Source organism: Cellulomonas sp. ATA003, assembly GCF_031582905.1.
Taxonomy (GTDB): domain Bacteria; phylum Actinomycetota; class Actinomycetes; order Actinomycetales; family Cellulomonadaceae; genus Pengzhenrongella.
Window position 1 is genome coordinate 3190688 of record NZ_CP133990.1, and the last position, 26310, is coordinate 3216997.

Genomic DNA, 26310 nt, shown 5'->3' on the forward strand with positions numbered 1-26310 from the left:
CGACAGCTCACCCGGAAGACTGAGCGCCCGCGGGCGTCGGACGACGCCGCACCACCACGGCGGGAGACCCCATGAGCGACGACGCGGCCCGGCGCACCGAGCAGGTCCGCCCCGGGCAGGTCAGCCAGCAGGTCCGCACCGGGCAGGTCTGCAGCCAGCAGGTCCGCAGCCGGCAGCCCGGTGTCCGGCGCACCCGCGCGCTCGCGCTCGCCCTGGCGACCCTGACGGTCGCCGGGTGCACCGGGTCGCCGTCACCGTCCGGGTCCCCGACGCCGGCGGCCCCCGCGGCGTCCGACGCTGCCACGGCCGACCCGGTCGCCGTGCCCCTGCCCGACGACGCCGCGGGCCGGCAGGCCCGGTGGGTCCTGGACCAGCTCGACCCGGGCGCCGACCCGTCCGCGAGCGCGGTGGCGGAGCGCTTCAGCGCGGAGTTCACGGCGAGCGTCCCCGCGGATCAGGTCGTCGAGATCCTCACCGGGCTGCGCGCGTCGGCGCCGTGGACGCCGGTCGGGGTCGAGTCGGGTCCGTCCGCGGTCTCGGTGCGGCTCGCGAGCGCGCCGGGTGACCTGCAGATGGACCTCGTGGTCGACCCCGCCGGCCTGATCAGCGGCCTGCTGTTCTCCGAGCCCGCGCCGCCACGCGACGCCGCGGCGTCCTGGGAGGACCTCGTCGACGAGGTCGAGGGCCTGCCCGCGCGCACCTCGTTCCTCGTGGCATCCGTCGCCCCCGACGGCGCGTGCGTGCCGCAGGGGGCACGCCGGCCGGCTCCGACCCCGACCGCCCGCTGCCGATCGGCTCCATGGTCAAGCTCTACGTGCTGGGCGCCGTCGTCGACGCCGTGGGCCGCGGTGACCTGACGTGGGACACCGAGCTGACCGTGACGCACGAGGTCCGGTCGTTGCCGTCCGGTGAGCTGCAGGACGCCCCGACCGGCACGGTGGTCACCGTCCGCGAGGCGGCCCAGGGGATGATCGCGATCAGCGACAACACCGCGACCGACCTGCTCGTGGCCGCCGTCGGGCGTGACCGCGTGGAGGCCGCCGTCGCCGACATGGGGCACAGCGACCCGTCCGCGCTGCAGCCGCTGGCGACCACGCGGGAGCTGTTCTGGCTCGGCTGGGGCGGTGGTGCCGAGCTGCGGGAGCGCTGGCGTGACGCGGGCACGGCCGAGCGACGGGCGATCCTCGAGGAGATGCCCGAGGGACCGCTGCGGGTCGACACCGCGGCGCTGCCGTCGACGGTCGTGTGGACGGACGGCGTCGACTGGACCGCGACGGCGACCGACCTGTGCGCCGCCCACGTTGCGCTCGCCGAGCGCGCGGGGACCCCGCACGGCGAGCCGGTGACCGACATCCTGACCACCAACCCGGGGCTCGAGGTGGACCGGGCCCGTTGGGAGTCCGTCGCGTTCAAGGGCGGCAGCTCGACCGGGACGATGGGTGGCTCCTGGGCGGCACGGGGCGCCGACGGCGAGCTGACGGTCGTGGTGCTGCAGACGGCCGCCGAGGAGGTCCAGGACGTGGTCGCGGCGGCGACCATGGTGGGCATCGCCGGGGATGCGCTGCGCCTCGTGGAGTGAGCCGCGGAGCGAGCGGCCGGTCGACCCCGGGTGCCGTCAACCGGCGCAGACCTCGTCCCCCACGGCGAGTGCGAACCACACGGTCTTGCCGTGCGCACGACGGTCCACACCCCACGCGGCGGAGAGCTTCGCGACGAGGTGCATGCCGCGGCCGCCGGCCGCGTCCGCCGGCGGGTCGACGACGACGACGGGCATCGCGCTGCCGCCGTCGGTGACCGCGACCCGGAACAGACCGGCGTCGCACCCCGCATCGATGTCGATCGCCTCGCGGGGCCCGTACTTGACGGCGTTGGTGAGGAGCTCGCTGGTCAGCAGCGCGACGAGCTGCTGCTCGTGGGGCGTCGCGCCGTGACCGGCCGCGGCCTCCGCCGCCCAGCGGCGGCAGGGCCGGACGCACGTGAGGTCGGCCGGGAGCTGCACAGTGGATCCCGTCCTCAGGCCTGGGGTGAACCCTCGCGGGTGGTCGGTCCAGGATCACCCCGACGGGGCCGGGGCGCATCCCGGCAGCCGTGCACCGGCCAGCGCGCGCCGGGGGCGCCGAACCGCCACTGTGGAGCCGTCGTCCCGCCCGCAGCCGAGCGCTCACCGGGGCGACGCACCCCGCCCACCGGCCGACCTCGGAGGTCCTGTGCCCGTCCAACCCCTGCCCGCCGACGTCCTCGCGCTGCTCGCCCGGCCCCACCCGGCGGTGATGGCCACCGTCGCGGCCGACGGTCGGCCGGTCACCGTCGCGACGTGGTACCTCGTCGAGGAGGACGGGACGGTGCTGCTCAGCCTCGACGCGGCGCGCGCCCGCCTGTCCCACCTGCGGTCCGAACCCCGGGTCTCGCTCACGGCGCTCGCGACGGACGACTGGTACACCCACGTGAGCCTCCAGGGCACCGTCGTGTCCCTCGCGGACGACGTCGGGCTGTCGGACATCGACCGGCTCTCGACGCACTACCTCGGCCGGCCGTACCCGAACCGCGAGCGGCCGCGGGTCAGCGCGCGCGTGCGCATCGACCGCTGGCACGGCTGGGGTGCTGCCGGGCAGGGCTGAGCCGGGCAGGGCTGCGCTGGGCAGGGTGCGCCGGGCAGAGCCGAGCCCGAGAGGGACGACGGGCGGTGATGGTGCCGCACGGTCGCCCGCAGGTTGCCGCTGCTGCACCGGGCGGGTCCACTGGACGGATGCCCGCCCGCCCGTCGCGTCCCGACCCCCACGCCCTCGCGGCACGGGCCCGCACCCTCGGCACGCTCGCACCCCGGCCGGCGACGTGGCGCCGACGGCTGCGGCACCCGCGCGTGGCGATGGCGGTCCGGGCCGCGGTGGCCGCGACGCTCGCCTGGCTCATCGCGCTGCGGCTGCCCGGTGGGCAGGAGTACGCGTTCTACGCGCCGTTCGGCGCGACCGTGACGACCTACACGGCCGTCGTGCGGTCCACCCGCGAGACCTTCCAGGCGGTCGGGGCGATCGGGCTCGGTGCGCTCGTCGGGTTGGCCGCGGACGGCCTGGTCCCGTGGCCCGCGGTGGCGGTGACGAGCGCCGTCGCCGTCGGTGTCCTGCTCGGCGGGTTGCCGTGGCTGGGTGACAGCCGCACGTACGTGCCGGTCGCGGCGACCTTCGTGCTGCTCATCGGCCAGGGGCAGGAGGTCGGGTACGCCGTGTCGTACGCGGGGATGTTCCTGATGGGGGCGCTCGTGACGATCGGGCTCAACGTCGCCTTCCCGACCCTGCCGCTGGCCCAGGCCCGCAGCAGCATGGAGGCCCTGCGCGAGGAGGCGGCGCACCACCTGCGGCACATGGCGGGTGTGCTCCGCGAGGACGACGTCGGCGCCGAGCCTCCGCGGACGAGCCTCGGCGCGCGGCTCGCCCGCGCCCGCGACGCCGTCGACGACCTCACCGAGGCAGCTCGCGGCAACCGGCGGGCACGCCACCAGCACGGCACCGTCGAGGCGATCCGCACGGACTTCGCCGCGTTGGAACGCGTCGCACAGCTGGTCGACGACCTGCACGAGCTGTCCGAGGACGCCCCGTGGAGCACCCGGGTCCGCGGCGTGACCGACGAGCTGCGGCAGCCCATGGCCACCGCCGTCGCGACCCTCGCCGACGTCGTCACGTCCTCCGGCCTGACCGACACCGAGCCCGGCGGGCGGCTCGCGGCCGACGCCGCCGTCGGGGAGCTCGCGGCCGCCCTGCTGCGGTACGAGCGGAGCGCCGGCCCCGGACCGCAGGGCCTCGTGGTGGCGACCGTGGTCACGACGCTGCGCCGCTCGCTGTCGGCCCTGACCCCGTCCGACCGCATCGACCTGTCCCCGTCACCGTGGCCGGAGGCCGCCGAAGCCCCACCGGAGCGGGCGCCCGAACGGGGGCCGGAGTGAGCGCCGGAGTGAGCCGTGGAGTGAGCGGCGGGGCGATCCGTGGGGTGAGCGGCGGAGTCGGCGGTGGGCACGGGACGTAGGCTCGACGCTCGTGCAGTGCTCGTACTTCCTCCGTGGCGTGTGCCCGTCCTGCACCCTCATGGGGCAGCCGTACGGCGGACAGCTCGCGGCCAAGGACCGGCACTGCCGCGACCTGCTCGCCGCGCACGACGGCCTGACCTGGCTCCCGCCGGTCGCGAGCCCCGAGGCCGGGTACCGCACGAAGGTCAAGATGGTCGTCGGCGGCACGGTCGACGCCCCCACCGTCGGGATCCTCGACGCCGACGGTCACGGCGTCGACCTGCGCGGCTGCGGTGTCTCGAGCGTCGGCATCCAGGCGGTCCTGCCGGTGCTCGCCGACTTCGTCACCCGTGCCCGCCTCGTGCCGTACGACGTCCCCACGCGCCGCGGGGAGCTGAAGTACCTGCTGATCACCGAGTCGCCGGACGGCGCGCTCATGGTGCGGTTCGTCTGCCGCTCGCAGGAGCCGGTCGCCCGGCTGCGCAAGCACCTGGCCGCGCTGCTCACCGCCCTGCCGCAGCTCGCCGTGGTCACGGTCAACCTCCTGCCGGAGCACAAGGCCGTCCTCGAGGGCGACCGGGAGATCGTCCTGACCGACGCGGCGACGCTGCGCATGCGGGTGGGCGAGCACGACCTGCACCTGCGCCCGCAGAGCTTCTTCCAGACCAACCCGCACGTCGCGGCTGCCCTGTACCGCCAGGCCCAGGCGTGGGTCGACGACGTCGCCCCCGCGTCGGTCTGGGACCTGTACTGCGGGGTGGGCGGGTTCGCGCTGCACTGCGCCGCGCCGGGGCGCACCGTCATCGGGATCGAGACGAGCGAGGCCGCCGTCGCGAGCGCGACCCTGAGCGCGGCGGAGGCGGGCCTGCCGGACGTCCGCTTCGCGGCCGGTGACGCGACCGCCTTCGCGCTCGCCGCGGGCGCCGCGCCCGACCTCGTGATCGTCAACCCACCCCGCCGCGGGATCGGCGCGGACCTCGCCGGGTGGCTCGAGGCGTCGTCGGTGCGGCACGTCGTCTACTCCAGCTGCAACGCCGTCTCGCTCGCGCGGGACCTCGCCGCCATGCCGTCCCTGCGCCCCACGACGGCGCGCGTGCTCGACATGTTCCCGCAGACCACCCACTACGAGGCGATCGTGCTCCTCGAGCGTCAGCGCGTGTAGTTGCGGGCGGTCGAGGCGCGCTGCGCCTCGGCGAGCGCCCGGAAGCGGCTCTCCGCGTGCTCGGGCAGCGGGCGACGCTCACGCAGCACCCACGGCAGCCCCCGCAGCGCGAGCGCGACCCCGGCGAGCGACACCCGGTCCCGCGGGAGCGACCGCAGCACCTCGACGGTCCGGCGCAGCATCGGCCGGACCGGTCGGCGCAGCCAGGTGAACCACAGCGTGTTGCGGATGCCGTCGCGCCGACGACGCACGCTGTCGCGCGCGCGGGACGCCTGGTGGTGCACGGTCAGATCCTCGAGGTAGCACAGCTCCCAGCCCGCCGCGGCGAGGTCGGCCGCGAGGAGCTCCTCCTCCCCGCCGAGCCACAGCCGCGGGTGGAACCCTCCGACCCCCTCGAAGGCGTCCCGCCGCAGCACGGACGCGCCGGCCAGGAAGCTCCCCAGCGCAGGTCCGGGCAGGCCCGGTGCGCCCTGCACCGGTGAGTCGCGCAGCTCGGCGACGATCGGGTCCTCGGTGCCGCGGGGCTCGACGACGATCCGCGCCGTGAGCACCGCAACCCGCGGGTCGGCGTCGAGCACGTCCGCCGCGCGGCGCAGGGACCCCGGCTCCCACCAGGTGTCGTCGTCGCAGAACGCGACGTACGGCGTGGTGAGCGTCCGGACCGCGACGTTGCGGCCGATCGCGCCGAGGTTGTCCGGGCTCGCGATGAGCCGCGCCCACGGGTGGTCGCGGCGGATCGCGTCCGCGGTCCCGTCCGTGGACCCGTTGTCGACGACGACGACCTCGGGCGCCTCCGGCAGGTCCCGCAGCCGCGCCAGCGCGAGGAGCGCCTCGTCGCGGCGGTTGTGGGTGATGACGACGACGGCGACGCGGGGGTCGGCGGCGGGGCGGGCCCCGGGGGCGGGGGCGGCGTGGGGAGCGGGGGCGGCGTCGGTCAGGTCGTCGGGCGGCGTGCGGTTGTCGGACACCGTGCAGTTGTACCGGACCACGACCGGCCGGGCGTCCGCAGGCGCCGGTCAGCGCTGAGGGCCTCGGCTGCGGGCCCCGACGCGACTGTCAGTCGGGCAGCGTGATCGTGCCCTCGAGGTAGCGGTGGCAGCGGCCGGTCAGGAACGTCCGGTCGCCGTCGACCCGGCAGCAGACCGTGCCGCCGCGCGCGGACAGCTGTCGTGCGACGAGCTCGGTGCGGCCGAGCCGCTGCGCCCACATCGGCGCGATCTGCGAGTGCGCCGACCCGGTGACCGGGTCCTCGACGATGCCCGCGTCGGCCCCGAACCAGCGCGAGACGACGTCGTAGCCCGAGTCGCCACCGGCCGCGGTCACGACGACGCCGCGCGTGCGCAGCCGGTCGAGCGCGGCGGCGTCGGGCACGACCGACCGGACGACATCGGCGTCCGCGACCACGCAGACGACGTCGGTGCCGCGCAGCATCTCGAGCACCGGCACGCCGCCCAGGGCGGCGACGACGTCCGGGTCGATGTCCACGGGCGTCGGCGGCTCGGACGGGAAGTCGAGCGTGTACCCGCCGTCGCCGGCGCGCTCGACGCCGAGCCAGCCGCTGCGGGTCCAGAACCGCAGACCCGCGGCGTCGGGGTGGACGTCCTCGAACAGGTACGACGCGCCGGCCAGGGTGGCGTGGCCGCACAGGTCGACCTCGACCGCGGGGGTGAACCACCGCAGGTGGTACGCGGGGAGGTCGGCGTCCGGGGCGGCGCGTCGTCGGGGATGGTCGGGACGAGGAACGCGGTCTCGGACAGGTTGTTCTCGGCCGCGATCGCCTGCAGCAGCGAGTCGGCGGGCCAGGCGGGCAACGGCACGACGGCGGCGGGGTTGCCCTCGAGGAGCGCGTCGGCGAACGCGTCGATCTGGATGAGCGGGGCCTGCACGGTGCGGGTGCCTCCTCGGCTTCGGGGACGGTGGGGCGCCGGCACGGTAGCCGACGCCGTGCGTTCCCGGAGCGTGCGCTCAGCCCACCAGCAGCTGGTGGCGCGCGAGCTCGCGGTACAGCTCGCTCGAGTCGAGCAGCTCGGTGTGGGTTCCGGTCGCCACGACGCGCCCCGCGTCCAGGACGACGATCTGGTCGGCGTCGGCGACCGTCGCCAGCCGGTGCGCGACGATCAGCACGGTCCGGCCCACCGCGGCGGTGCGGATCGCCTCGCGCATGGCCTGCTCGTTGCGACCGTCGAGGCTCGCGGTCGGCTCGTCGAGCAGGAGCAGCGGGGCGTCGCCGACCAGCGCGCGGGCGATCGCCAGCCGCTGTCGTTCGCCGCCGGAGAGCCCGACGCCGTCGTCGCCCACCACGGTGTCCAGCCCGGCGGCGTGCTCGTCGATCCGCTCCAGCAGGTTCACCGAGGCGAGGGCCGCGCGGCAGCGGGCGTCGTCGACGTCCGGCGCGGCGAGCTGGAGGTTCTCCCGAATCGTCCCGGCGAGCACGGGCGCGTCCTGCTCGACGTACCCGATCCGGGTTCGCAGCACCGCGCGAGGCAGGTCACGCACGTCGACGCCGTCGACGCGCACGGTCCCCGAGTCCGGCTCGTAGAACCGCTCGAGCAGCGCGAGCAACGTCGTCTTGCCGGCCCCGGACGGCCCCACGATCGCCGTCGTCGAGCCCCGCGGGACGGCGAGGGACACGTCGCGCAGCACGGGCCGCTCGTCCGCCTCGCCGACGCGGTAGCCGAACCGGACGCCGTCGAGCTCGACCATCGCACCGCCGGTGCCGAGGCGGTCCGCCGGCCGGGCGGGCGCGGTGGCTGCGGCGGTGACGGACTGCGCAGCGATGTCGGCGCGCTGGTCGGTGGCGTCGTCGTCCTCCGCCGGCAGGGCGAGGATCTCCTGGATCCGGGCGAGCGCACCCAGCGCGCTGCGCACCGTGATCACCGCGCTGAACGCGGTGCCCAGCGGCATGAGCATCATGAACAGGAAGAGGATGAAGGTGACGAGCTCGGCGACGGTGAGCGTGCCCGCGGCGACGCGGTACCCGCCGACGCCGAGCACCGCGAGGAACGCCCCCTGGACGGCGAGCCCGCTGACCGGCCACAGCACCGCGCCGATCCGCGCGACCTGCACGCCGAGCCCGTAGGCGGCCTCAGCGTCGACCTCGAGCCGGCGGCCCTCGCGCTCCGTCGCGCCGGCGGCTCGGATGGTCCGCACGCCGGACAGCGCCCGCTCGACGCCCGCGGCCACCCGGCCGACCGCCTCCTGCGACGCGCGCGTCAGGGTCTGGATCCGCGAGCTCGCGACGACGACGCTGACCACCGCCACGACGATCACCGCGAGCGTGATGCCGAGCAGGGTCACGTCGATGAGCGCCATCGCGACCAGCGCCCCGGCGAACACCAGGACGCCGCCGAGCGCGTCGACGAGTCCGCCGGTCAGCGCCGCCCGCACCATCGTGGTGTCGGACCCGACCCGCGAGACGAGGTCTCCGGTGCGCCGGACGTCGTACTCGCGCACCGGCAGCCGCAGCAGGCGGTGCAGCAGCCGGCGCCGCGCGGTGAGCACGACGCCCTCGGCGGTCCGCTCCAGCAGGTACTGCTGGACGGCGCCCACGACGCCCGCCGCCACGACCAGCGCGACCAGCGTCGCGACCGGTGCCCCGAACGTCTCCCCCGCGGTGACCGAGGTGATCACCGCGTTCACCATGAGCGGCTGCGCGAGGTTGAGCGCGGCGCCGACGAGCGAGATGACGACGACGACACCCAGCACCCGCCGGTGCTCGCCGAGGTAGGACAGCAGGTCGCGCAGGCGCGCCGGTGGTGGCGAGTCGGCGACGTCGCCCGCGGCGGCGGCGTCCGGGGCGGAGGCGGCGTCCGCGGCGGCGGTGTCGTCCGCCACGGCCCGGTCAGCCACGGCCGAACCTCGTGCCGCCGTACTTCTTGTGCACGGCCTGGCGGCTCACGCCCAGCACCCGGGCGATCTGCTCCCAGGACGCGCCCCGCACGCGCGCCCGGCGCACGAGCGTCGCCTCCGTGCGGCTCACCTCGCGCTGGAGCTCGGCCACCGCGGTCAGCGCCCGCAGGGGGTCCTCGTCCCCGGCCCGGCTCACCAGTGCGCTCATCGTGTCCTCACCCACCTCGACCACCTCCGCTCACCACCGACGTATGTCAACGTAGATTGACGACCACGCGGCGTCAACCGTGGATGACAGATCGGTGGCGGGCGGACTCAGCCCGCGACCGGCACCGCCCGGGCAGCCGCCTCGCGCGCCCCCTGCGCCCGGGCCGCCGCGAGCGCGTCGTCGAGGCGCCGGCGGCGGGTGCGACGGGCCCGCGCGACCACCCACCCGAGCCCGCCGAGTGCCACGAGGAGCGCGAGCTGCGCCCACGGCACGGCCCACACCGTCGCGACCGCCGACGACGGCGCGATGCCCACCGCCACGACGTCGTCGCCCACGGCCGCGTGCCGGGACACCAGCTGCGCGTCGAGGCGGGCGAGCGGCCACACGGGGACCGACGCGGCCGCCCGCGCGCGCTGGCCCGGCAGCACCTCGCGCTGGGTCGCGACCGTCGTCGCGTCGACGGCGGCCAGTCCCGCGACGGCGTCGACCGCGAGCGTCTGCTGCGCACCCACCCGCACGTTGCCGGTGTTGGCGACCGACCACTCGAGCTCCAGGGTCCCGGGCGCGAACGGGTTCCACGACGGCGTGTAGCGCGCGCTCACGTCGGTGACCTCCGCGACGGGCCGGACCTCGCCGGTGACCCGCAGGTGCAGCCGAGCGCCGACCCGGGAGTCCACCAGGACGGCGCCGCTCTCGCCCGACGAGGGCCGGGACAGCGTCGCGACCACACCGGCCGGGTGGTCGCCCGGCGTCGCGTCGGCCGGCACCCGGACGGTGAACGGCACGACGGCGGTGGCCCCGCCGGCGACCTCGACGGCTGGAGCGAGGGCGACCCAGGCGCCGCCATCGACCGGCTGCTCACCGGTGGGGAGCAGGTCGAACGTGCCCTCGGAGGTCACCACGCCGTCGGAGGCGAGCAGGGCGAAGGTCGCGGGCCGCTCGGAGAAGTTGGTCACCGCGACGTGGTCGGTGTGCTCGCCGCCGGGCGCGATCTCGAGGCGGTACGACACCCGCCCGTCGGGGCCGTCCGCCGTCGCCGGGGCGACGCCCCAGGTCGTCGTCGCCGCGTCGGCGGCGGGGCCGGGGTCGACGGGGGCTGGGTCGACGGGGGCTGGGTCGACGGGCGCGGGGTCGACCGGGGCGGGGTTGCGGGCGTTCGGGTCGGCGGGCGCGTGCGGGTCAGCGGGGGCGTGCGGGTCAGCGGCAGCCGGGAGCGCGGGCCCTGCGAGCAGCGCGAGTCCGAGCAGACCAGGCGCGAGCAGGGCGGTGACGAGCTGGCGGAGCGAAGGCATGGCAGTCCATCCAGAGAGCGTGACGAGGGGAACGAGCACGTCGAGTGCGACGTTCCGCACCTCTTCCGCGACGGGAAGGGTGCGGGACGTCGCACTCGGCGGCTGGGGTGTGTGGCTCAGTCCACCGGGAAGAGCGAGACGCTCACGGTCCCGGTGTAGGTGCCCGCCTCCGTGGTGACGGGGACCTCGAGCTCGAGGTCCGCGTCGACCGCGGTGGTGCCGAAGCGCCCCGCGCCCTGCGCGCGGGCGAGCGTCGCCGGGACGGCGAGGCCGGCGCCGTCGGACAGCGCGGAGCGCACGCGCTCCCCGCCGTGACGCCGTCGGCGGGCGCCACCAGGCCCGGGGTCCAGCCCAGGTGCGCGGCGCGGATGACGGCGTCGTCCTGCACGAGGTCGGTCGCCTGACCGGAGACGGACCAGCCGGACGCGTCGGTCCGGGTGTCGGTGACCGACACGGTCGGCAGGTCGCCGGTCAGGCGGAGGCGGTCACCGGCGTTGCGGGCGTCGCCCAGGACGACGGCGCCGTCGGCGACGGACAGGGTCAGCGCACCGGGCACCTCGGTGCCGGGCTCACCGGGCTCGCTGGGCTCACCGGGCTCGCCGGGCTGGCCGGGCTGGGGAGCACCGAAGGTCGGGACGACCGCCTCGACGGGCACGCCGCCCTCGGCCTCGGCCGGGACGGACCACAGGTCCGCGAGCAGCACGTTCGCGAGGTCGGTGTTGTCGATGTAGTCGCCGCGCACGGGGTCCGTGCCGCGGACCCGCGAGAAGAGCGCGTCCACGCCGTGGCCCTGGGCGAACACCGGGACGACCTGGTTGGTGTGGCTGCCGGAGTACCACTCGACCGTCGGGGTCTGCCCGGCCTGGCCGTACAGCGCGGTGAACGACGGGTCGGAGTTCACGCCGCCGAGGTAGCCGGTCTCGTGGTCCGCCGTCACGACGACGAGGGTCTCGTCCCACGACGAGTGGGTCTGGACCCACTCGACCGCCGCCTCGACCGAGGCGTTGAAGTCCTGGGTCTCCTCGATGTTGCGGACCGTGTCGTTCGCGTGACCGGTCCAGTCGATCGCGCCACCCTCGACCATGAGGAAGAAGCCGTCCTCGTCGGCGTCCAGCACGTTGAGCGCGCCGCGCGTCATCGTCTCGAGCGTGGGCACGTCGTTGAGCGGGGCGGTGTAGGGCGCCGGCTCGTCACCCTCCGAGGCGCGGGCCTGCTGCAGCGTGGACCCGACCTGCGCGAGGCCGAAGACGCGCTCCGGGGTGTCGTCCGCCGTCGCGAGCGCCTCGAAGTCGGTGCGCTCCTCGACGAAGGTGAACGGCGTCTGACCGTCCGCGAGCGCCGAGAAGGCGCGCTCGTCGATGTAGTCGAACGCCGGGGTGGCCAGCGCCTGGTGCGAGTCGTCGAAGGACGGGTGGCCCGCGCCCATGACGACGGTCATGTCGGACCCGACCATCTCCGCGGCGACGCCGTGGTAGTCGTTGCGGTCCGGGTTGTGCGCGACGTAGCCGGCCGGCGTGGCGTGGCTGAACGGCACCGACGAGACGACGCCGGCGGCCTTGCCCAGGTCGATCGCGCGCTCGGAGACGTTCTCCAGCGCCCGACCGTCGGAGTCGACGCCGATGGCGCCGTTGTTCGTCTTGCTCCCCGTGGCCATCGCCGTCCCGGCCGCGCCGGAGTCGGTCGCGCCGCTCGCGACCCAGGTGAAGTCGGCCCACGCGGCCTCGGGGTCGTACTCGCCACCCTCGGAGAACGTCGTCATCGCGCGGCGCTCCCAGGTCTCGAAGACCTGGACCGGCTCGCCGGGCATGCGGTGGACGGTGCCGTCCGCCGGGTCGATCTCGACCAGGTGATCGCTCTGCCCGGTCTCGTAGAGGTTCGTGCTCGCGATGTGGTGGAAGCCCATGCCGTCCCCGATGAGGACGATGACGTTCTTCGGGCCGAGGGCTCCGTCGGTCGCGGCGGACGCCGGGGCGACCGTGGCGCCCACGACGAGGGTCGCGACGGCCGCCGTGCCCGCGAGGACTCGGCGGTACATGCAGGTGCGGTCGAGCACTGGGTGTTCCCTTCTGCGGCGAGATGCCCGGATCGGGCACGGGCGACGCTAGGGAGGGGTTCGACGGGAAGGTGGACGGTCGGCGACGTCGGGGCGACGACTCGAGTGGCGGTGCGGGGCGTCGTCGTCGGCCTCACCGCGCGCCGCCGTCGGGCGCTGCCTACTGTCGATCCACCACAACATGAGGAACCACATGCAGCAGCGCACGCTGGGCAACCGCACCGTCTCCGCCATCGGTCTCGGCGGGATGCCCATGTCGATCGAAGGCCGCCCGGACGCCGAGCGGTCGATCGCCACGATCCACGCCGCCCTCGACGCCGGGGTCACGCTCATCGACACCGCGGACTCCTACCACCGCGACGCCGGCGAGGTCGGTCACAACGAGTCGCTCATCGCGCAGGCGCTCGCGACGTACGGCGGGGACACGTCCGAGGTCCTCGTCGCGACGAAGGGCGGGCACCTGCGCCCCGGCGACGGCTCGTGGACCAAGGACGGCCGCCCCGAGTACCTCAAGCAGGCGGCGAAGGCGTCGGCCCAGCGGCTCGGCGTCGACGCGATCGGCCTCTACCAGTTCCACCGCCCCGACCCCGAGGTTCCCTACGCCGAGTCCGTCGGCGCGATCGCCGAGCTCCTCGACGAGGGTGTGATCCAGATGGCCGGGATCTCCAACGCGTCGGTCTCGCAGATCGACGAGGCGCAGCAGGTCCTCGGCGGTCGGCTCGTGTCGGTGCAGAACCAGTTCTCGCCCGCGTTCCGGTCCAGCCTCGGCGAGCTCGAGCACTGCGCCGAGCTGGGGATCGCCTTCCTGCCGTGGTCACCGCTGGGCGGCATCTCGAACGCCGGGGAGCTGGCCACTCGTCATGGGGCGTTCGGGCGCGTCGCCGACGCGCACGGCGTGAGCGTCTACCAGGTGACCATCGCGTGGGAACTCGCGCTCGCCCCCGTCGTCATCCCGATCCCCGGGGCGTCGCGGCCGACCAGCATCCAGGACTCCGCCCGCGCGGCGGACCTCGAGCTGACGGCCGACGAGGTCGCCTCCCTGTCGGAGGCCTGAGATGCGCCACGTCACCCTCGCGGACGACCTCACCGTCTCGAACGTCGTGCTCGGCCTCATGCGGATCGACGGCAAGTCCGACGACGAGGTCCGCACCCTGGTGAGCACCGCCCGCGACGCCGGCATCGACATGGTCGATCACGCCGACGTCTACGGCGACACCCTGCACGGCTGCGAGCGCCGCTGGGCCGAGGCGATGCGTCTGACACCGGCCGAGCGCGACACGTGGACCATCCAGACCAAGTGCGGGATCGTCGGCGACGGCCCGTACTTCGACTTCTCCTACGAGCACATCGTCGAGTCGGCGAACGCCTCGCTGGAGGCGCTCGGGACCGACCGCATCGACGTGCTGCTGCTGCACCGCCCGGACGCACTGGTCGAGCCCGACGAGGTCGCCCGGGCCTTCGACGAGCTTCGAGGCCGCCGGCAAGGTGCGCGCATTCGGCGTCTCCAACCACACGCCGGCGCAGATCGAGCTGCTCAAGCGGTCGGTCCGTCAGCCACTGGTCGCCAACCAGCTCCAGCTGTCGATCACCCACGCGCCGCTCGTCGCGCAGGGCGTCGCGGCGAACATGGCCACCCTCGACCAGTCGCTCGTCCTCGACGGCGGCGGACTGCTCGACTACTGCCGCCTGCACGACATCACCGTCCAGGCGTGGTCGCCGTTCCAGGCCGGGTTCTTCACCGGCCCGTTCCTCGGCAACCCCGACTACGCGGAGCTCAACGCGGTGATCGACCGGCTGGCCGGCCAGTACGACGTGCCGGCGATCGCGATCGCGACGGCGTGGATCACCCGGCACCCGGCCGACATGCAGGTCGTCCTGGGCACGACGACGCCCGAGCGCGTCGCCGGGGCGGCACAGGGCTCGGACCTGCCGCTGACGCGGGCGGAGTGGTACGAGCTGTTCCGCGCGGCGGGGTACAAGGTGCCCTGACGCCGTCGCCGCGAAGCACCCGTGCCGTGCCTTGCGACGCCACAGCCTGAAGGGGGCGCACTCACCGGAGTGCGCCCCTTCGGCGTACCGGGGGCGACGATGCAGCACCCGGCACCGACACCGCGACACCACAGCTCAAAGGTTGGCATTGCGTTGACACCACAAGTGGTGTCATTGTGGCGTCATGGACCTCTCCCGCTACGTCGACGACCTCCAGCACCGCCTGGTCACCGCCGCCGACGCGGGCGGGGAGGACGCCCGGCAGCTCGCCGAGCGACTGACAGCGCCGCTCGACGCCGCCGTGCGCCTCGTCCTGCTCGAGGCGCTCTCCGCCGCGGCCGGCGAGATCTCCGCCGAGCTCGCGCCCGGGTCCGTCGACGTGCGCCTGCGGGGCGGCGACCCGGAGTTCGTCGTCGCGCCGTCCGCCGCGCCGATCGCTCCCGTCGCGACCACCTCGGCATCCGCTCCACCGAGCGGTGACCCGATCTCCCCGCCGACACCGAGGGGAGCACCACCCGCACGACCCTGCGCCTGCCCGACCACCTCAAGGCGCAGGTCGAGGTCGCCGCCGCCCGCGGCGGCGTCTCGGTCAACACCTGGCTCGTCCGCGCGGTCGCCGCCGCGGTCGAGCAGTCCGCCTCCCCGCACCGCCGCCGACCCGCGGCGCACAGCGGGGCACGCGCGTCACCGGCTGGGTGCGCTGACCGCGCCACCCGTCGCCGTCCTCACCCGACCCCATCCACGCCGTCAGGTCCCCAGCGCCGGACCACCACCCGCACACCGTCACCGACGCACCGTCACCGCGGGACCGTCACTGACGCACCGCTACCGGCGGCCCCCCGACCGCCGGACCGCCACCGCCGGCCCGCACACGCCGCCCGTCATCGGCGCACCGCACGCACCGTCCGGCGCCCACCAGCCGTCGTCTCCCCCTCCCGCCCTGGAGTCCCCATGCCCTCGTTCTCCGCCCCCAGCCCCGTCCCGGTCCTCGTGGACGTGCCGTTCGGCAACCTGCACGTCGTCGCCGGGCAGCGCGATGACGTCGTCGTCACCGTTCTGCCCGCCGACCCGGCCAGGTCGGGGTCCGTGCGCGCCGCGGAGGAGACCCGCGTCGCCCGGGACGGCGACGCCGTCAGCATCGTCTACCCGTCGGCCTGGAAGCAGTACGTCCTGCCCTTCGCCTCGGGCGGCGCGATCGTCACCATCGAGCTGCCCGCCGGTTCGGACCTCAGCGGCAAGGCCGGGTCGCTGTACGCGGAGGGCAGGCTCGGCGCCGTCGCGCTCTCCCTCAACGCTGGCGAGGCACGGATCGAGGAGGCCACCCGCGTCGACCTCAAGGTGTCGGCCGGGTCCATCACCCTGGGTCGGGTCACCGGGCCCGTGACCCTCAAGGCGGGCGCCGGCGCGGTGCGGATCACCGAGCTCGCGGGCGACGGCACGATCCGGGCCAGCAACGGCACCACCACCGTCGGAGCTCTCACCGGGTCGCTCGAGGTCGTCGGGGTGCACGCCGACATCGCGGTGGGACGCGTGCACGGCACCCTGACCGCCCGGTCGGCCCACGCCGGCATCCGCGTGGACCGGATCGAGTCCGGCAGCGTCGTGCTCAGCACGGGCTCCGGCTCCATCGAGGTGGGCGTGCCCACGGGAACCGCGGCCTTCCTCGACGTCGTGTCGGAGCACGGCACCGTGCGCAACCAGCTCACCCCCACCGAGGGGCCCGTCGACGACGAGGCCACCGCCGAGATCCACGCCAGCACCGGCTACGGCGACGTCATCGTCCGCCGCCCCTGAGCGCTACCACCAGAAGGAGGAAGCACCATGTCCAGTGACCTCGCCGTCGACGTGCGCGGCTTGCGCAAGTCCTACGGCGACCGCACCGTGCTCGACGGCGTCGACCTCGCCGTCCGGGCCGGCACCGTGACCGCCCTGCTCGGGCCCAACGGCGCCGGCAAGACCACCACCGTGGGCATCCTGTCGACCCTGCTCCGGCCGGACGGCGGCACCGCCCGCGTCGCCGGGTACGACGTCGTCGGCCAGCCGGCGGCGGTCCGCACCGCCATCGGCGTCACCGGCCAGGTGTCCGCCGGGGACGACCTGCTCACCGGCGTCGAGAACCTGCGCCTGATGGCGTCGCTGCACCACCTCGGCCGCCGCCAGGGGCGCCAGCGCGTCGACGCGCTGCTGGCACAGTTCGGCCTCACCGACGCGGCCCGCAAGCCGGTGTCCACGTGCTCGGGCGGCATGCGCCGCAAGCTCGACCTGGCGATGACGCTCGTCGGGGACCCCGCCGTCGTCTTCCTCGACGAGCCCACCACCGGCCTGGACCCGCGCAGCCGCCGCACCCTGTGGGACGAGGTGCGCGCCCTCGTCGCGGCCGGCACCACGATCCTCCTCACCACGCAGTACCTCGAGGAGGCCGACCGGCTCGCCGACCGCGTCGCGGTGCTCGACGGCGGTCGCATCGTCGCCGAGGGCACCCCGGCCGAGCTCAAGGCCACGCACGACGCCAGCTCGCTCGACGACGTCTTCCTGCGGCTCACCGAGCCCTCCACGGCTCCGACCACCGCCACGGCCACCGCCACGGCGTCACCCGTCACCACGACCGACACCGAGGAGGTGGCCTCGTGACCACCGTGACCGTCTCCCGCACCGCCGGACCGCGACCGGTCGCCGACACCCTGACCATGCTGCGCCGGAACCTGCTGCGCGCCGCGCGCTACCCGGGTCTGACCAGCTTCACGATCGCCATCCCGATCGTCCTGCTGCTGCTCTTCGTCTTCGTCTTCGGTGGGGCAATCGGCGCGGGCGTGGCCCCCGGCGCGGAACCCGGCGTCGCCGGCCGTGCGGCGTACCTGGACTACATCACCCCCGCCATCCTGCTCTTCGGCGTCATCGGCGCGGCTCAGAGCGTCGCGATCACCGCCGCGATGGACGCGACCGGCGGGATCATGGCCCGGTTCAAGACGATGTCCGTCTCCGCCGGCTCGGTGCTGGGCGGGCCGGTGCTCGGCACGGTCGTCCAGGGGCTGGTCGCCGTGGTGGTGGTGCTCGCCGTGGCGGTGGCGCTCGGCTACCGGCCGACCCCGGGGCACTGGGCTGGTCGGCGCTGGGTGGCCTGTTCGCGCTGGCCACCTTCGCGTTCGGGTGGCTGTGCGTGGCGATGGGGCTGGCCGCGAAGTCGGTCGAGACGGCGTCGAACACGCCGATGCTGCTCACCGCGCTGCCGTTCCTCGGCAGCGGGTTCGTGCCGGTGGAGACCATGCCGGCCGCCGTGCGCTGGTTCGCCGAGTACCAGCCGCTCACGCCGATCATCGAGACGACGCGCGCACTGCTCACCGGCACCCCGGCCACCGGCACGACGACGCTCCTGGCACTGGCCTGGTGCGTGCTGGTCGGCGTACTCGGCTACGCCTGGTCCCGGTCCCTGTACCGCCGCGAGCGTCGCTGAGCTCCGAGCCCTCCACCGCGGGTGGTGTCGCGGTGTGGCCCCGGCCGCGGGGGCTGCGCCTCAGCCGTGCGCGGTGACGTCGCCGGCGTCGGGCACGTCGACGGTCGCCGCGGCGGCGTCGACCACGAACAGCCGGGCGGTGCCGGCGTGGAAGGCGACGATCTCGGCCGCCGACTCGTCAACACGCCGGACCTGTACGAGCCGAGCGGCGTGAGCCGGAACGGTGCGTCGTCGGCCGAGTGCCGCGGGAGGTCCGCGACGACGGCGGCCCGCGCCGTGTCCGCGCCGCCCTCACGAGGGCGAGGCCGAGGGCCAGGCCCGCGGACAGCGGGCGGGTGGCGGTGTGCGGGCGCGCGGCGACGCCGGTCTGGGGGTGGGGCGCACGTCCTTCCTTCGTCGCGGCGGTGTCGTCGTCCCGGACGGCAGGAGCGCCGGATGTCGACCGGCGGAACCCCGGATGAACGGTCGGCGGCGTGGCGCAGGCACCGGCGCCGCCTCGCCGGTCGTCCTCTCGCGGGCGGCTACGGTCACCGGGAGGCCGCGGGACCCGGACACCGAGGAGTGACATGACGCACGCCGACAGCACGCCACCGTCGCCGTGACCCTGCCCGGCACCCCCGCGGACCGGCCGTTGCGCGCCGGCGAGCTCGCCGCCCCACCGCGGACGCTCGTCGACGTCTTCGCGGCGACCGTCGCCCGGCACCCGGACGTCCCGGCCGTCGACGACGGCGACGAGGTCCTCAGCTACGCCGCGCTCGCCGAGGCCGTGCACCTGCGCGCGCAGCACCTGACCGACGTGGGCGTCGGCCCGGGTGACCGCGTCGGGGTGCGGGCCGCCTCCGGGACGGTCGGGCTGTACGTGTCGGTGCTGGCCGTGCTGCACGCCGGTGCGGCCTACGTCCCGGTCGACGCGGACGACCCGGACGAGCGCGCCCACCGGGTGTTCGCCGACGCCGGCGTGACGGTGGCGCTGGGCGACGGCCCGGAGCCCGTGCGGCCCGACGGCACCCCGATCGCCCGGGCCTCGGGGACGGCGTCGTCGCACGCGGCACCGGCCCGCCCGCCGCACCCGCCCCGCCCACCCCATCCGGACGACGACGCGTGGGTCATCTTCACGTCGGGCTCGACCGGGCGACCGAAGGGCGTCGCGGTCACCCACCGCAGCGCCGCCGCGTTCGTCGACGCCGAGGCGGCGCTGTTCCTGCGCGACGCACCCCTCGGACCTGGTGACCGGGTGCTCGCGGGCCTGTCGGTCGCGTTCGACGCCTCGTGCGAGGAGATGTGGCTGGCGTGGCGCCACGGCGCGACGCTCGTGCCGGCACCCCGGGCCCTCGTGCGGACGGGCAGCGAGCTCGGCCCGTGGCTGGTGGACCGCGAGATCACCGTGGTGTCCACCGTCCCCACGCTGGCCGGGCTCTGGCCGGTGGACGCGCTCGTCGCCGTCCGGCTGCTCATCTTCGGCGGGGAGGCGGTCCCGCCCGAGCTCGCGACCCGGCTGTGGGCGCCGGGCCGGGAGCTGTGGAACACCTACGGCCCCACCGAGGCGACCGTCGTGGCCTGCGCGGCACTGCTCGCGCCGGACGAGCCGGTGCGGATCGGGCTGCCGCTGGCCGGGTGGGACCTCGCCGTCGTGGGGCCGGACGGCCACGAGGTGCCCGACGGCGCCGTCGGCGAGCTCGTCATCGGGGGCGTGGGCGTGGCGCGCTACCTCGACCCGGCGCTCGACGCCGCGCGGTTCGGCCCGTCGCCCGCGCTCGGTTGGGACCGCGCGTACCGGACCGGCGACCTCGTCGTCCGTGGTCCCGAGGGCCTGATGTTCGTCGGCCGCGCGGACGACCAGGTCAAGGTCAACGGCCACCGCATCGAGCTCGCCGAGGTCGACACGGCGCTGCAGGCGCTGCCCGGCGTCGCCGGGGCGGCGTCCGCGGTTCGCCGCACGGCGGCGGGCGGCACGGTGCTCGTCGGCTACCTCGTCGCGGCGCCGGGGCACACGCTGGACACCCACCGGCTGCTGGACTCGCTGCGCGAGACGCTGCCCGGCTCGATGGTCCCGCTGCTCGCCGTCGTCGACGACCTCCCGACCCGGACGTCCGGGAAGGTCGACCGCGACGCGCTGCCGTGGCCGCTGCCGGACATCGGCGGGCAGGGCTCGACGGCGCTCGTGGGCCTGGCCGCGTGGGTCGGCGCGCAGTGGGCCGCCGTCATCGGCACCCACCCGCAGCGCGAGGACGACGACTTCTTCTCGCACGGCGGGAGCTCGCTGACCGCGGCGCAGCTCGTCTCCGCGCTGCGGACGCGCTACCCCGAGGTCACCGTCGCCGAGGTGTACGACCACCCCGAGGTCGGCGACCTCGCGGCGTACCTCGCCGATCGGTGGCCCGGCGTCGAGGACCTGGACGCCGACGCGGCGGGCTCGTCGGGGAGCACAGGGACCACCCGCGGCTCCGCCGCACCGGTGCCCGTCGGGAGCCAGGTCGCCCAGCTGCTGGCCCTGCTGCCCCTGCGGGGCCTGGTCGCGCTGCGGTGGCTGACCGTCCTCGCCGCGGTGAACGCCGTGCTCGCGGCGGTGTGGGACGTCGCCTGGGCGGCGCCGGTCGCGTGGTGGTGGCTCGCCGCGGGCTGGGTACTCACCGTGAGCCCGCTCGGTCGGCTCGGGGTGTGCGCACTGGGTGCCCGGGCGTTGCTGGCCGGGGTGCGTCCGGGCACGTACCCGCGCGGCGGGTCGGTCCACCTGCGGCTGTGGGCGGCCGAGCGCCTCGTGGACGGGTTCGGCGCCGTCACGCCGACGAGCGCTCCGTGGGTGACGCTGTACGCCCGCGCGCTCGGCGCCGACGTGGGCCGCGACGTCGACCTCCACTCGGTGCCGCCCGTGACCGGCTTCCTCACGCTCGGCGACGGCTGCGCCGTCGAGCCCGAGGTCGACCTGACCGGTCACTGGGTCGACGGCGACGTCGTCCACATCGGCTGGGTCAGCGTGGGGGCGGGCGCCACGGTGGGGGCGCGCAGCATCCTGCTGCCCGGTGCGCGGGTGCGGTCCGGGACGGACGTCGCCGCCGGGTCCGCCGTGCACGGCGTCACGGGTCGCGACGAGTACTGGTCCGGCTCCCCGCGACCCGGCTGCACGAGGCCCGGCACCCGTGGCCGGCGCACCGCCCGGGGGCCGCGTCGTCGTCGGGCGCGGCGTCGTCGTCGGGCGCGGCGTCGTCGACGGACGCTGCGCCGGACGCGACGCGGGGCGCGGCGTCGTCGTCGGACGGGCCGGCGTCCGGGACGCGCGCTCCGGCGCCCGGCTGGACGTGGTCCGTGCGCTACGGGCTCGCCGGGGTCGCCGTCGGCTCCGTGCCGGTCCTGGCGGCGCTGCCGGCCCTCGCCGTCCTCGGCGTCGCGGTGGCCCCGACGGCGTCGCTCGGCGCCGCCGTCGGCCCCGCGCTCCTCGCCACCCCCGTCGCGGTGCCCGCGGCCTACGCCACCTACGCGCTCGCGGTCCTCGTCGGCGTCCGCGCGCTGTCGCACGGGCTGCACGAGGGGTACCACCCGGTGCGGTCGGGGGTGGGTGTGCGCGCGTGGGCGGTCGAGCGCCTCATGGACGCCGCCCGCACCGGCCTCTTCCCGCTGTACTCCTCGCTCGCGACGCCGGCGTGGCTGCGGCTGCTCGGCGCCCAGGTGGGTCAGGGGACGGAGATCTCCACGGTCGTCGGGCTGCCCACGATGATGCGGATCAAGGACGGCGCCTTCCTCGCGGACGACACCATGGTCGCCGCGTACGAGCTCGGCGGTGGGTGGATGCGCGTCGCGTCGGCGAAGGTCGGGCGCCGGGCGTTCCTCGGCAACTCCGGCATGACCGCCCCCGGGCGCACGGTCCCCAAGAACGGGCTGGTCGCGGTGCTGTCCGCGACCCCGAACCGGACGCGCGCCGGGTCCAGCTACATCGGCAGTCCGCCGGTCCTGCTGGCGCGGGCCGCCGCGGTGGACGACGGCGCCCGCACCTACGCCTCAACCCCGGCGCTGCGCTGGGCACGCGGGGCCGTCGAGGTGTGCCGGGTGGTGCCGGTGCTCGTCCACGGTGCGCTCCTCGTCGGGACCGCCCTGGTGCTCCAGTGGCTCGTCGTGACGGGCGGGTGGGGCCTGGCTGCCGTCGTCGGTGGTGTGGTGCTGCTCGCCACCGGTGTGGTCGCCGCCGTCGTGACCGTCGCCGCGAAGTGGGCGCTCGTGGGACGGTTCCGCGCCGGTGAGCACCCGCTGTGGAGTCCGGTGGTGTGGCGCAGCGAGCTGGCCGACACCTTCACCGAGGTGCTCGCCGCCCCGCTGTTCGCCGACGCCGTCGCCGGTAGTGTCGCGCTGGTGTGGTGGCTGCGAGGACTGGGCGCTCGCATCGGCCGCGGGGTCTGGTGCCAGACGTACTGGCTGCCCGAGGCGGACCTGGTCCGGCTCGGTGACGGCGCGACGGTCGGCCCGGGGTGCGTCGTCCAGACGCACCTGTTCCACGACCGCGTGATGAGCCTGGACAGCGTCACCCTGCGCGACGGCGCCACGCTCGGCCCGCACGGCGTCATCCTCCCCGCCGCCGTGCTGGACGACGGCGCGACGGTCGGCCCGGCGTCCCTCGTGCTGCGCGGCGAGCGCGTCCCGGCCGGCTCGCGGTGGGTCGGCAACCCCATCGCACCGTGGCGCACCGGGACTGGCCGGACCGGGGCTGGGCGGACCGAGACTGGGCGGACCGGGGCTGGGCGGACCGGCGCTGGACGGACCGGGACCGGGCGTGTCGAGGCCGGACGGATGGGGGCTGCCACGTGAGCAGCTCCGCCGAGGCGGGCGACCGCTACGCCCTCGGCCACGGCACCGCGACGCTGCACGTCGAGCACTACGACCTCGAGCTGGACTACCGGGTGCGGCGCAACCGCCTCGACGCGACCGCTCGGCTGCGGGTGCGCACGCTCGAGCCGGTCAAGGCCCTCGAGCTCGACCTCGCCGACCTCACCGTCCGGACCGTGGCCGTCACCGGGGCGACCGTCGCCCGCTACCGCCACCGCGCCGGACGGTTGACGGTCAAGCTGACCGAGACGCTCCCGACCGACTCGGTCGTCGAGGTGACGGTCGGCTACGCGGGTGCGCCGCAGCCCGTCGACAGCCCCTTCGGCGAGGTCGGCTGGGAGGAGCTCGAGGACGGCGTCATCGTCGCGAGCCAGCCGACCGGGGCGTCGTCGTGGTTCCCGTGCAACGACCGGCCCGGTGACGCGTCGACGTACCGCACGTCGATCACCGTCGAGCACCCGTACCGGGCGCACGCGCACGGAACCCTGACGCGGCAGAGCTCCCGGGGCGGCACGACGACGTCGGTCTTCGAGGAGCACCACCCCACACCGGCCTACCTCGCGACGGTGCAGATCGGGCGGTACACGGAGGTCGTGCTCGCGACGGAGCCGGTGCTGCAGCGGGCGCTCGTGCCGGAGGGGCAGTCGGCACTGGCGCGCACCCGGTTGGCCCGGCACGCCGAGATCATGCGGCTGTTCACCGAGCTGTTCGGGCCGTACCCCCTCGACGAGTACACGCTCGTCTTCACGCCCGATGCGCTGGAGATCCCCGTCGAGGCACAGGGCATGGCGGTCTTCGGGTCCAACCACCTGCGGTCCGACGCGGACGACCGCCTCATCCCCCACGAGCTCGCGCACCAGTGGTTCGGCAACAGCGTGTCGGTGGTGACGTGGCAGCACATCTGGCTCAACGAGGGGTTCGCCTGCTACGCGGAGTGGCTGTGGTCGGAGGCGTCGGGGGTCCGAGCGCCGACGCCCTGGCGCGCGAGCACCATGCGCGACTCGCCGGCCTCGGCCAGGACCTCGTCCTCGCGGACCCCGGCGTCGACGACCTCTTCGACGACCGCGTGTACAAGCGCGGCGCCCTGACCCTGCACGCGCTGCGGCTGACCGTCGGTGACGACGAGTACGCGACGCTCGTGCGGACGTGGACGGCACGTCACGGTGGCGGGACCGTCACGACGGCGGACTTCCGCGCTCTGGCCGCGGAGCACGCGACGGCCGGCGGTGACGCCCTCGTCATCCGGGTCGCCGACCTGCTCACGGCGTGGCTCGACGAGCCGGCGCTTCCCGACCTGCCGGACGGCGGCGCGGCGCCGCCCGATGGTCGCGGCTTCCCGGGTCAGGTCGGGCGGGCGGAGGTCGAGCGGGCGGAGGTCGAGCGGGCGGAGGCCGGGCGGGCGGAGGCCGGGCGGGCGCACAGCGCTGCCGCGCCGTCGTAGCGGCGGACGACGAGACGGGGATGCTGGCCGGGGTGTGAGGTCGCGTCGGGATGCACGAGGTCGGGGTCGCCGACGGCGACCGCGCCCACCAGGCCCCGGCCCAGCCGTAGGTCGGCGAGCGCGACCCGGTCAGCGACGACGGCGTCGACACCCCGGGCCCGGCGCGACGGGCGCCCGATCTCGACGGACGACGGGTCGACGGTGAGCCCCGTGCCGAGCGCCTTGAGGGCAGCCTCCTTGCGCACCCAGGCGCGCGCCGTCAGCTGCGGCGGCGGGTCGGCGGCGTGACCGGCATGGTGACGGGCAAAGCGACCGGTCAGGCGACCGGTGAGGCGACCGGTGAGACGCACGACGCGGTCGACGGTGAGGTGGCCGGCGCGGTCGCCAGCGAGGTGACCAGCGCGCTCGAGCTCGCGCGGGGACAGGACGACGTCGGCGAGCGGCGCGGCGGCGACGGCACGGCGTGACTCCGCGTCGATGCCGACCGGGCCGCCCGTGCTCAGGGCGACCGCGATGACCGGGGACGAGCGGGTGACGCTGACGTGGATCTCGCCACGGGGTGCGCGGAGATGTCCCGCGATGGAAGGCACTGCCCGGAGGGGCTCGACGAACACGCCGGCAGGTGAGGTCTCGGTCGATGAAGACTCGGTGGGGGACGGATCAGTGGCCGACCCGGCGGGCGACGACTCAGTGGGCGAGAGTCCGGCGGGTGAGAGCCCGGCGGGCAAGGGCTCGACGACCGGCGTGGGGCCGCCCACGGTCTCTGGCGGCCCGACCGTCACCCGCCCGTGCGGCCCCCGCACCGCGGGCAGTCCGCGCGGAGGACGACGTCGTGCGGGGCGCACCCGAGTCGATCGGCCAGCACTGTGCGCAGGAGGAGCCGGCCGAGGAGGAAACCGTTCGCCGTGTGGTCCGGCATCGCCGTCGCGCGGTCCAGCTCCGCGGGGTCCAGGACCTCCGGAGCCCAAGCGGGTACGGCGGTGTCGGCGGGCGCGACCCACACCTCCACGACCACCGGCTCCACCATGCGGTGATCCTCCCGCACGGATGGCGTGCGGCACCGGGGTCCGGACCGGGGAAAGGGCGACCGTGTCGCGGCCGCCGCGCGATGAGGCAGGACCCGCGACCGCGCACACCTGGCGCGAGCGTCGTCGCACGATCCGACGCCGCCCCGTGATCCGGCGCCGTCGCGTGGTCCGGCGTCGCCCCGCTCAACGCCCGACGCGGTACCGGACGTGGGTCGCGAGCGACGAGTGGATGACCTCGACCGGCTCGAGACCGGGGTCGGGCACGTCGTCGAGCAGTCGCTCGCCCGCACCGAGGAGGACCGGCACGATGTCGAGCACGAGCTCGTCCCCAGGGCACCGAGCGCGAGCGCCTGCCGCACGGTCGACGCACCCCCGGCCACGGCGACGTAGCGGCCTGCGGCGACGGCGTGAGCGCGCTCGAGCGCCGGCCTGATGCCGTCCGTGACGAAGTGGAACGTCGTCCCGCCCGCCATCGCGATCGAGTCGCGGGCGTGATGGGTGAGGACGAAGACCGGTGCGTGGTACGGCGGCTCGTCACCCCACCAGCCACGCCAGTCGTCGTCCCACGGGCCGCGGATGGGTCCGAACATGTTGCGCCCCATGACGTACGCGCCGCGCGGGGTCGAGAGGTGGCTGCGAGCCGCGGCGTCGGCCTCGTGCCCCGGCTCGTCGGCGCGCCGCAACCACTGGTGCAGGAGGCCTCCGCCGCGGCCTATCGGGTCGTCGCGGCTCTGGTCGGGGCCGGCGAGGTAGCCGTCGAGCGAGATGGACACGTGACAGGTGGTCAGGCTCATACGACGGTGGACCGGGCGGCGGGGGCGAACTCAGCGGTGCTGGACGCGCCTTCTCCCGGCCCCTCGCGCGGATCGCGCGAGGGCTCACGCCTTCTCGGTCGGCGTCCACGCCGTCCCGCTGGTCGCTGGTCGCTCATCGCCCGGACCTCATCGCTCATCACGCTTGCTCGCGCAGTGGCTGGAGAACACCAAGGGGACGTCACGCGATTGCGCATGTCCGGTGGCGTCGTTTCC

21 protein-coding genes and 4 pseudogenes are annotated in these 26310 nt (G+C 75.4%); 14 read left to right on the forward strand and 11 right to left on the reverse strand.

What is annotated here, in order from left to right; all coding sequences use genetic code 11:
• Nucleotides 1–71: 71 nt before the first annotated feature.
• Both REH70_RS15865 and REH70_RS15870 read left to right on the forward strand, forming a co-directional pair.
• Nucleotides 72–857: a Cpe/LpqF family protein gene (locus tag REH70_RS15865; protein ID WP_310748743.1), complete on the forward strand. Its 786-nt coding sequence runs from the start codon at nucleotides 72–74 to the stop codon at nucleotides 855–857.
• Nucleotides 800–1579: a serine hydrolase gene (locus tag REH70_RS15870; RefSeq protein WP_310748746.1), complete on the forward strand. Its 780-nt coding sequence runs from the start codon at nucleotides 800–802 to the stop codon at nucleotides 1577–1579. The genes REH70_RS15865 and REH70_RS15870 overlap by 58 nt, the downstream gene beginning before the upstream one ends.
• Before the next feature lie 36 nt (nucleotides 1580–1615).
• Here REH70_RS15870 and REH70_RS15875 read toward each other — a convergent pair whose 3' ends face one another.
• On the reverse strand, nucleotides 1616–1999 hold the full coding sequence (locus REH70_RS15875) for an ATP-binding protein (protein ID WP_310748748.1): 384 nt from the start codon (nucleotides 1997–1999) through the stop codon (nucleotides 1616–1618).
• A 208-nt stretch (nucleotides 2000–2207) separates the two neighbouring features.
• Between REH70_RS15875 and REH70_RS15880 the strand changes: the two genes are divergently transcribed.
• The 3 genes from REH70_RS15880 to rlmC all read left to right on the forward strand — a co-directional run bounded on the left by REH70_RS15880 (nucleotide 2208) and on the right by rlmC (nucleotide 5159).
• Entirely contained in the window at nucleotides 2208–2618 is a 411-nt protein-coding gene (locus REH70_RS15880) for a TIGR03618 family F420-dependent PPOX class oxidoreductase (protein WP_310748750.1), read from the forward strand.
• A 128-nt stretch (nucleotides 2619–2746) separates the two neighbouring features.
• Nucleotides 2747–3937, forward strand: a complete 1191-nt coding sequence (locus REH70_RS15885) for a hypothetical protein (RefSeq protein ID WP_310748753.1) — start codon at nucleotides 2747–2749, stop codon at nucleotides 3935–3937.
• Nucleotides 3938–4028: 91 nt separating this feature from the next.
• A complete protein-coding gene (rlmC, locus tag REH70_RS15890; RefSeq protein WP_310748755.1) occupies nucleotides 4029–5159 on the forward strand; it encodes a 23S rRNA (uracil(747)-C(5))-methyltransferase RlmC in 1131 nt (376 codons plus the stop codon).
• Here the strand turns inward: rlmC and REH70_RS15895 are convergent.
• The 7 genes and pseudogenes from REH70_RS15895 to REH70_RS15920 form a co-directional block, all read right to left on the reverse strand.
• Complete coding sequence (locus REH70_RS15895; protein ID WP_310748757.1) at nucleotides 5147–6127, reverse strand: glycosyltransferase; 981 nt, start codon at nucleotides 6125–6127, stop codon at nucleotides 5147–5149. The two genes, rlmC and REH70_RS15895, sit on opposite strands and share 13 nt — an antisense overlap.
• 88 nt (nucleotides 6128–6215) lie before the next feature.
• A complete protein-coding gene (locus tag REH70_RS15900; protein ID WP_310754352.1) occupies nucleotides 6216–6962 on the reverse strand; it encodes a PhzF family phenazine biosynthesis protein in 747 nt (248 codons plus the stop codon).
• A pseudogene (locus REH70_RS20815) lies at nucleotides 6896–7090 on the reverse strand (PhzF family phenazine biosynthesis protein); the annotation flags it as partial. The pseudogene REH70_RS20815 and the gene REH70_RS15900, both read right to left, overlap by 67 nt.
• Nucleotides 7091–7124: 34 nt before the next feature.
• On the reverse strand, nucleotides 7125–9008 hold the full coding sequence (locus REH70_RS15905) for an ABC transporter ATP-binding protein (protein ID WP_310748759.1): 1884 nt from the start codon (nucleotides 9006–9008) through the stop codon (nucleotides 7125–7127).
• Complete coding sequence (locus REH70_RS15910; protein WP_310754353.1) at nucleotides 9001–9216, reverse strand: AsnC family protein; 216 nt, start codon at nucleotides 9214–9216, stop codon at nucleotides 9001–9003. The genes REH70_RS15905 and REH70_RS15910 overlap by 8 nt, the downstream gene beginning before the upstream one ends.
• 107 nt (nucleotides 9217–9323) lie before the next feature.
• The gene (locus REH70_RS15915) at nucleotides 9324–10508 is read right to left on the reverse strand and encodes a hypothetical protein (RefSeq protein WP_310748761.1); all 1185 of its coding nucleotides are present in this window, start codon (nucleotides 10506–10508) and stop codon (nucleotides 9324–9326) included.
• A gap of 142 nt (nucleotides 10509–10650) precedes the next feature.
• Nucleotides 10651–12543, reverse strand: coding sequence for an alkaline phosphatase (locus REH70_RS15920; RefSeq protein ID WP_310748763.1), 1893 nt, complete (start codon nucleotides 12541–12543; stop codon nucleotides 10651–10653).
• Nucleotides 12544–12754: 211 nt separating this feature from the next.
• On the opposite strand from REH70_RS15920, the gene REH70_RS15925 reads away from it, so the two are divergent.
• The 9 genes and pseudogenes from REH70_RS15925 (at nucleotide 12755) to REH70_RS15970 (ending at nucleotide 24254) form a co-directional block, all read left to right on the forward strand.
• A complete protein-coding gene (locus tag REH70_RS15925) occupies nucleotides 12755–13615 on the forward strand; it encodes an aldo/keto reductase (protein ID WP_310748765.1) in 861 nt (286 codons plus the stop codon).
• Nucleotide 13616: 1 nt separating this feature from the next.
• Nucleotides 13617–14550, forward strand: a pseudogene (locus REH70_RS15930) (aldo/keto reductase family oxidoreductase).
• 951 nt (nucleotides 14551–15501) lie between these two features.
• Complete coding sequence (locus REH70_RS15935) at nucleotides 15502–16344, forward strand: DUF4097 family beta strand repeat-containing protein (protein WP_310748767.1); 843 nt, start codon at nucleotides 15502–15504, stop codon at nucleotides 16342–16344.
• Nucleotides 16345–16371: 27 nt separating this feature from the next.
• Nucleotides 16372–17181 carry an ATP-binding cassette domain-containing protein gene (locus REH70_RS15940; protein ID WP_310748770.1) on the forward strand — a complete coding sequence of 270 codons (810 nt, stop codon included), beginning with the start codon at nucleotides 16372–16374 and terminating at the stop codon, nucleotides 17179–17181.
• 56 nt (nucleotides 17182–17237) lie between these two features.
• Nucleotides 17238–17585, forward strand: a pseudogene (locus REH70_RS15945) (ABC transporter permease); the annotation flags it as partial.
• Between the two features lie 128 nt (nucleotides 17586–17713).
• Nucleotides 17714–18001, forward strand: a complete 288-nt coding sequence (locus REH70_RS15950) for an ABC transporter permease (RefSeq protein WP_310754354.1) — start codon at nucleotides 17714–17716, stop codon at nucleotides 17999–18001.
• Nucleotides 18002–18599: 598 nt separating this feature from the next.
• A pseudogene (locus REH70_RS20820) lies at nucleotides 18600–22795 on the forward strand (Pls/PosA family non-ribosomal peptide synthetase).
• Nucleotides 22792–23901, forward strand: coding sequence for a M1 family metallopeptidase (locus REH70_RS15965; protein WP_310748774.1), 1110 nt, complete (start codon nucleotides 22792–22794; stop codon nucleotides 23899–23901). Before REH70_RS20820 ends, REH70_RS15965 begins: the two are co-directional and overlap by 4 nt.
• The gene (locus tag REH70_RS15970) at nucleotides 23880–24254 is read left to right on the forward strand and encodes a hypothetical protein (protein WP_310748776.1); all 375 of its coding nucleotides are present in this window, start codon (nucleotides 23880–23882) and stop codon (nucleotides 24252–24254) included. Before REH70_RS15965 ends, REH70_RS15970 begins: the two co-directional genes overlap by 22 nt.
• On the opposite strand, the gene REH70_RS15975 is transcribed toward REH70_RS15970, so the two are convergent.
• The 3 genes from REH70_RS15975 to REH70_RS15985 all read right to left on the reverse strand — a co-directional run bounded on the left by REH70_RS15975 (nucleotide 24155) and on the right by REH70_RS15985 (nucleotide 25600).
• On the reverse strand, nucleotides 24155–24844 hold the full coding sequence (locus REH70_RS15975) for a 4'-phosphopantetheinyl transferase superfamily protein (protein WP_310748778.1): 690 nt from the start codon (nucleotides 24842–24844) through the stop codon (nucleotides 24155–24157). The genes REH70_RS15970 and REH70_RS15975 overlap by 100 nt on opposite strands.
• Nucleotides 24845–25032: 188 nt before the next feature.
• Nucleotides 25033–25281, reverse strand: a complete 249-nt coding sequence (locus REH70_RS15980) for a hypothetical protein (RefSeq protein ID WP_310754474.1) — start codon at nucleotides 25279–25281, stop codon at nucleotides 25033–25035.
• Between the two features lie 184 nt (nucleotides 25282–25465).
• A complete protein-coding gene (locus REH70_RS15985; RefSeq protein ID WP_310754476.1) occupies nucleotides 25466–25600 on the reverse strand; it encodes a hypothetical protein in 135 nt (44 codons plus the stop codon).
• Nucleotides 25601–26310 lie beyond the last annotated feature (710 nt).

What these genes read in the sequence shown, in the direction of transcription:
- REH70_RS15935 (WP_310748767.1), top strand. Translation starts at nt 15,502, where the DNA reads ATGCCCTCGTTCTCCGCCCCCAGCCCCGTCCCGGTCCTCGTGGACGTG.
- REH70_RS15940 (WP_310748770.1), top strand. Translation starts at nt 16,372, where the DNA reads ATGTCCAGTGACCTCGCCGTCGACGTGCGCGGCTTGCGCAAGTCCTAC.
- REH70_RS15920 (WP_310748763.1), bottom strand. Translation starts at nt 12,543, where the DNA reads ATGTACCGCCGAGTCCTCGCGGGCACGGCGGCCGTCGCGACCCTCGTC.
- REH70_RS15910 (WP_310754353.1), bottom strand. Translation starts at nt 9,216, where the DNA reads ATGAGCGCACTGGTGAGCCGGGCCGGGGACGAGGACCCCCTGCGGGCG.
- REH70_RS15865 (WP_310748743.1), top strand. Translation starts at nt 72, where the DNA reads ATGAGCGACGACGCGGCCCGGCGCACCGAGCAGGTCCGCCCCGGGCAG.
- REH70_RS15915 (WP_310748761.1), bottom strand. Translation starts at nt 10,508, where the DNA reads ATGCCTTCGCTCCGCCAGCTCGTCACCGCCCTGCTCGCGCCTGGTCTG.
- REH70_RS15885 (WP_310748753.1), top strand. Translation starts at nt 2,747, where the DNA reads ATGCCCGCCCGCCCGTCGCGTCCCGACCCCCACGCCCTCGCGGCACGG.
- REH70_RS15925 (WP_310748765.1), top strand. Translation starts at nt 12,755, where the DNA reads ATGCAGCAGCGCACGCTGGGCAACCGCACCGTCTCCGCCATCGGTCTC.
- REH70_RS15870 (WP_310748746.1), top strand. Translation starts at nt 800, where the DNA reads ATGGTCAAGCTCTACGTGCTGGGCGCCGTCGTCGACGCCGTGGGCCGC.
- REH70_RS15950 (WP_310754354.1), top strand. Translation starts at nt 17,714, where the DNA reads ATGGGGCTGGCCGCGAAGTCGGTCGAGACGGCGTCGAACACGCCGATG.
- REH70_RS15980 (WP_310754474.1), bottom strand. Translation starts at nt 25,281, where the DNA reads ATGGTGGAGCCGGTGGTCGTGGAGGTGTGGGTCGCGCCCGCCGACACC.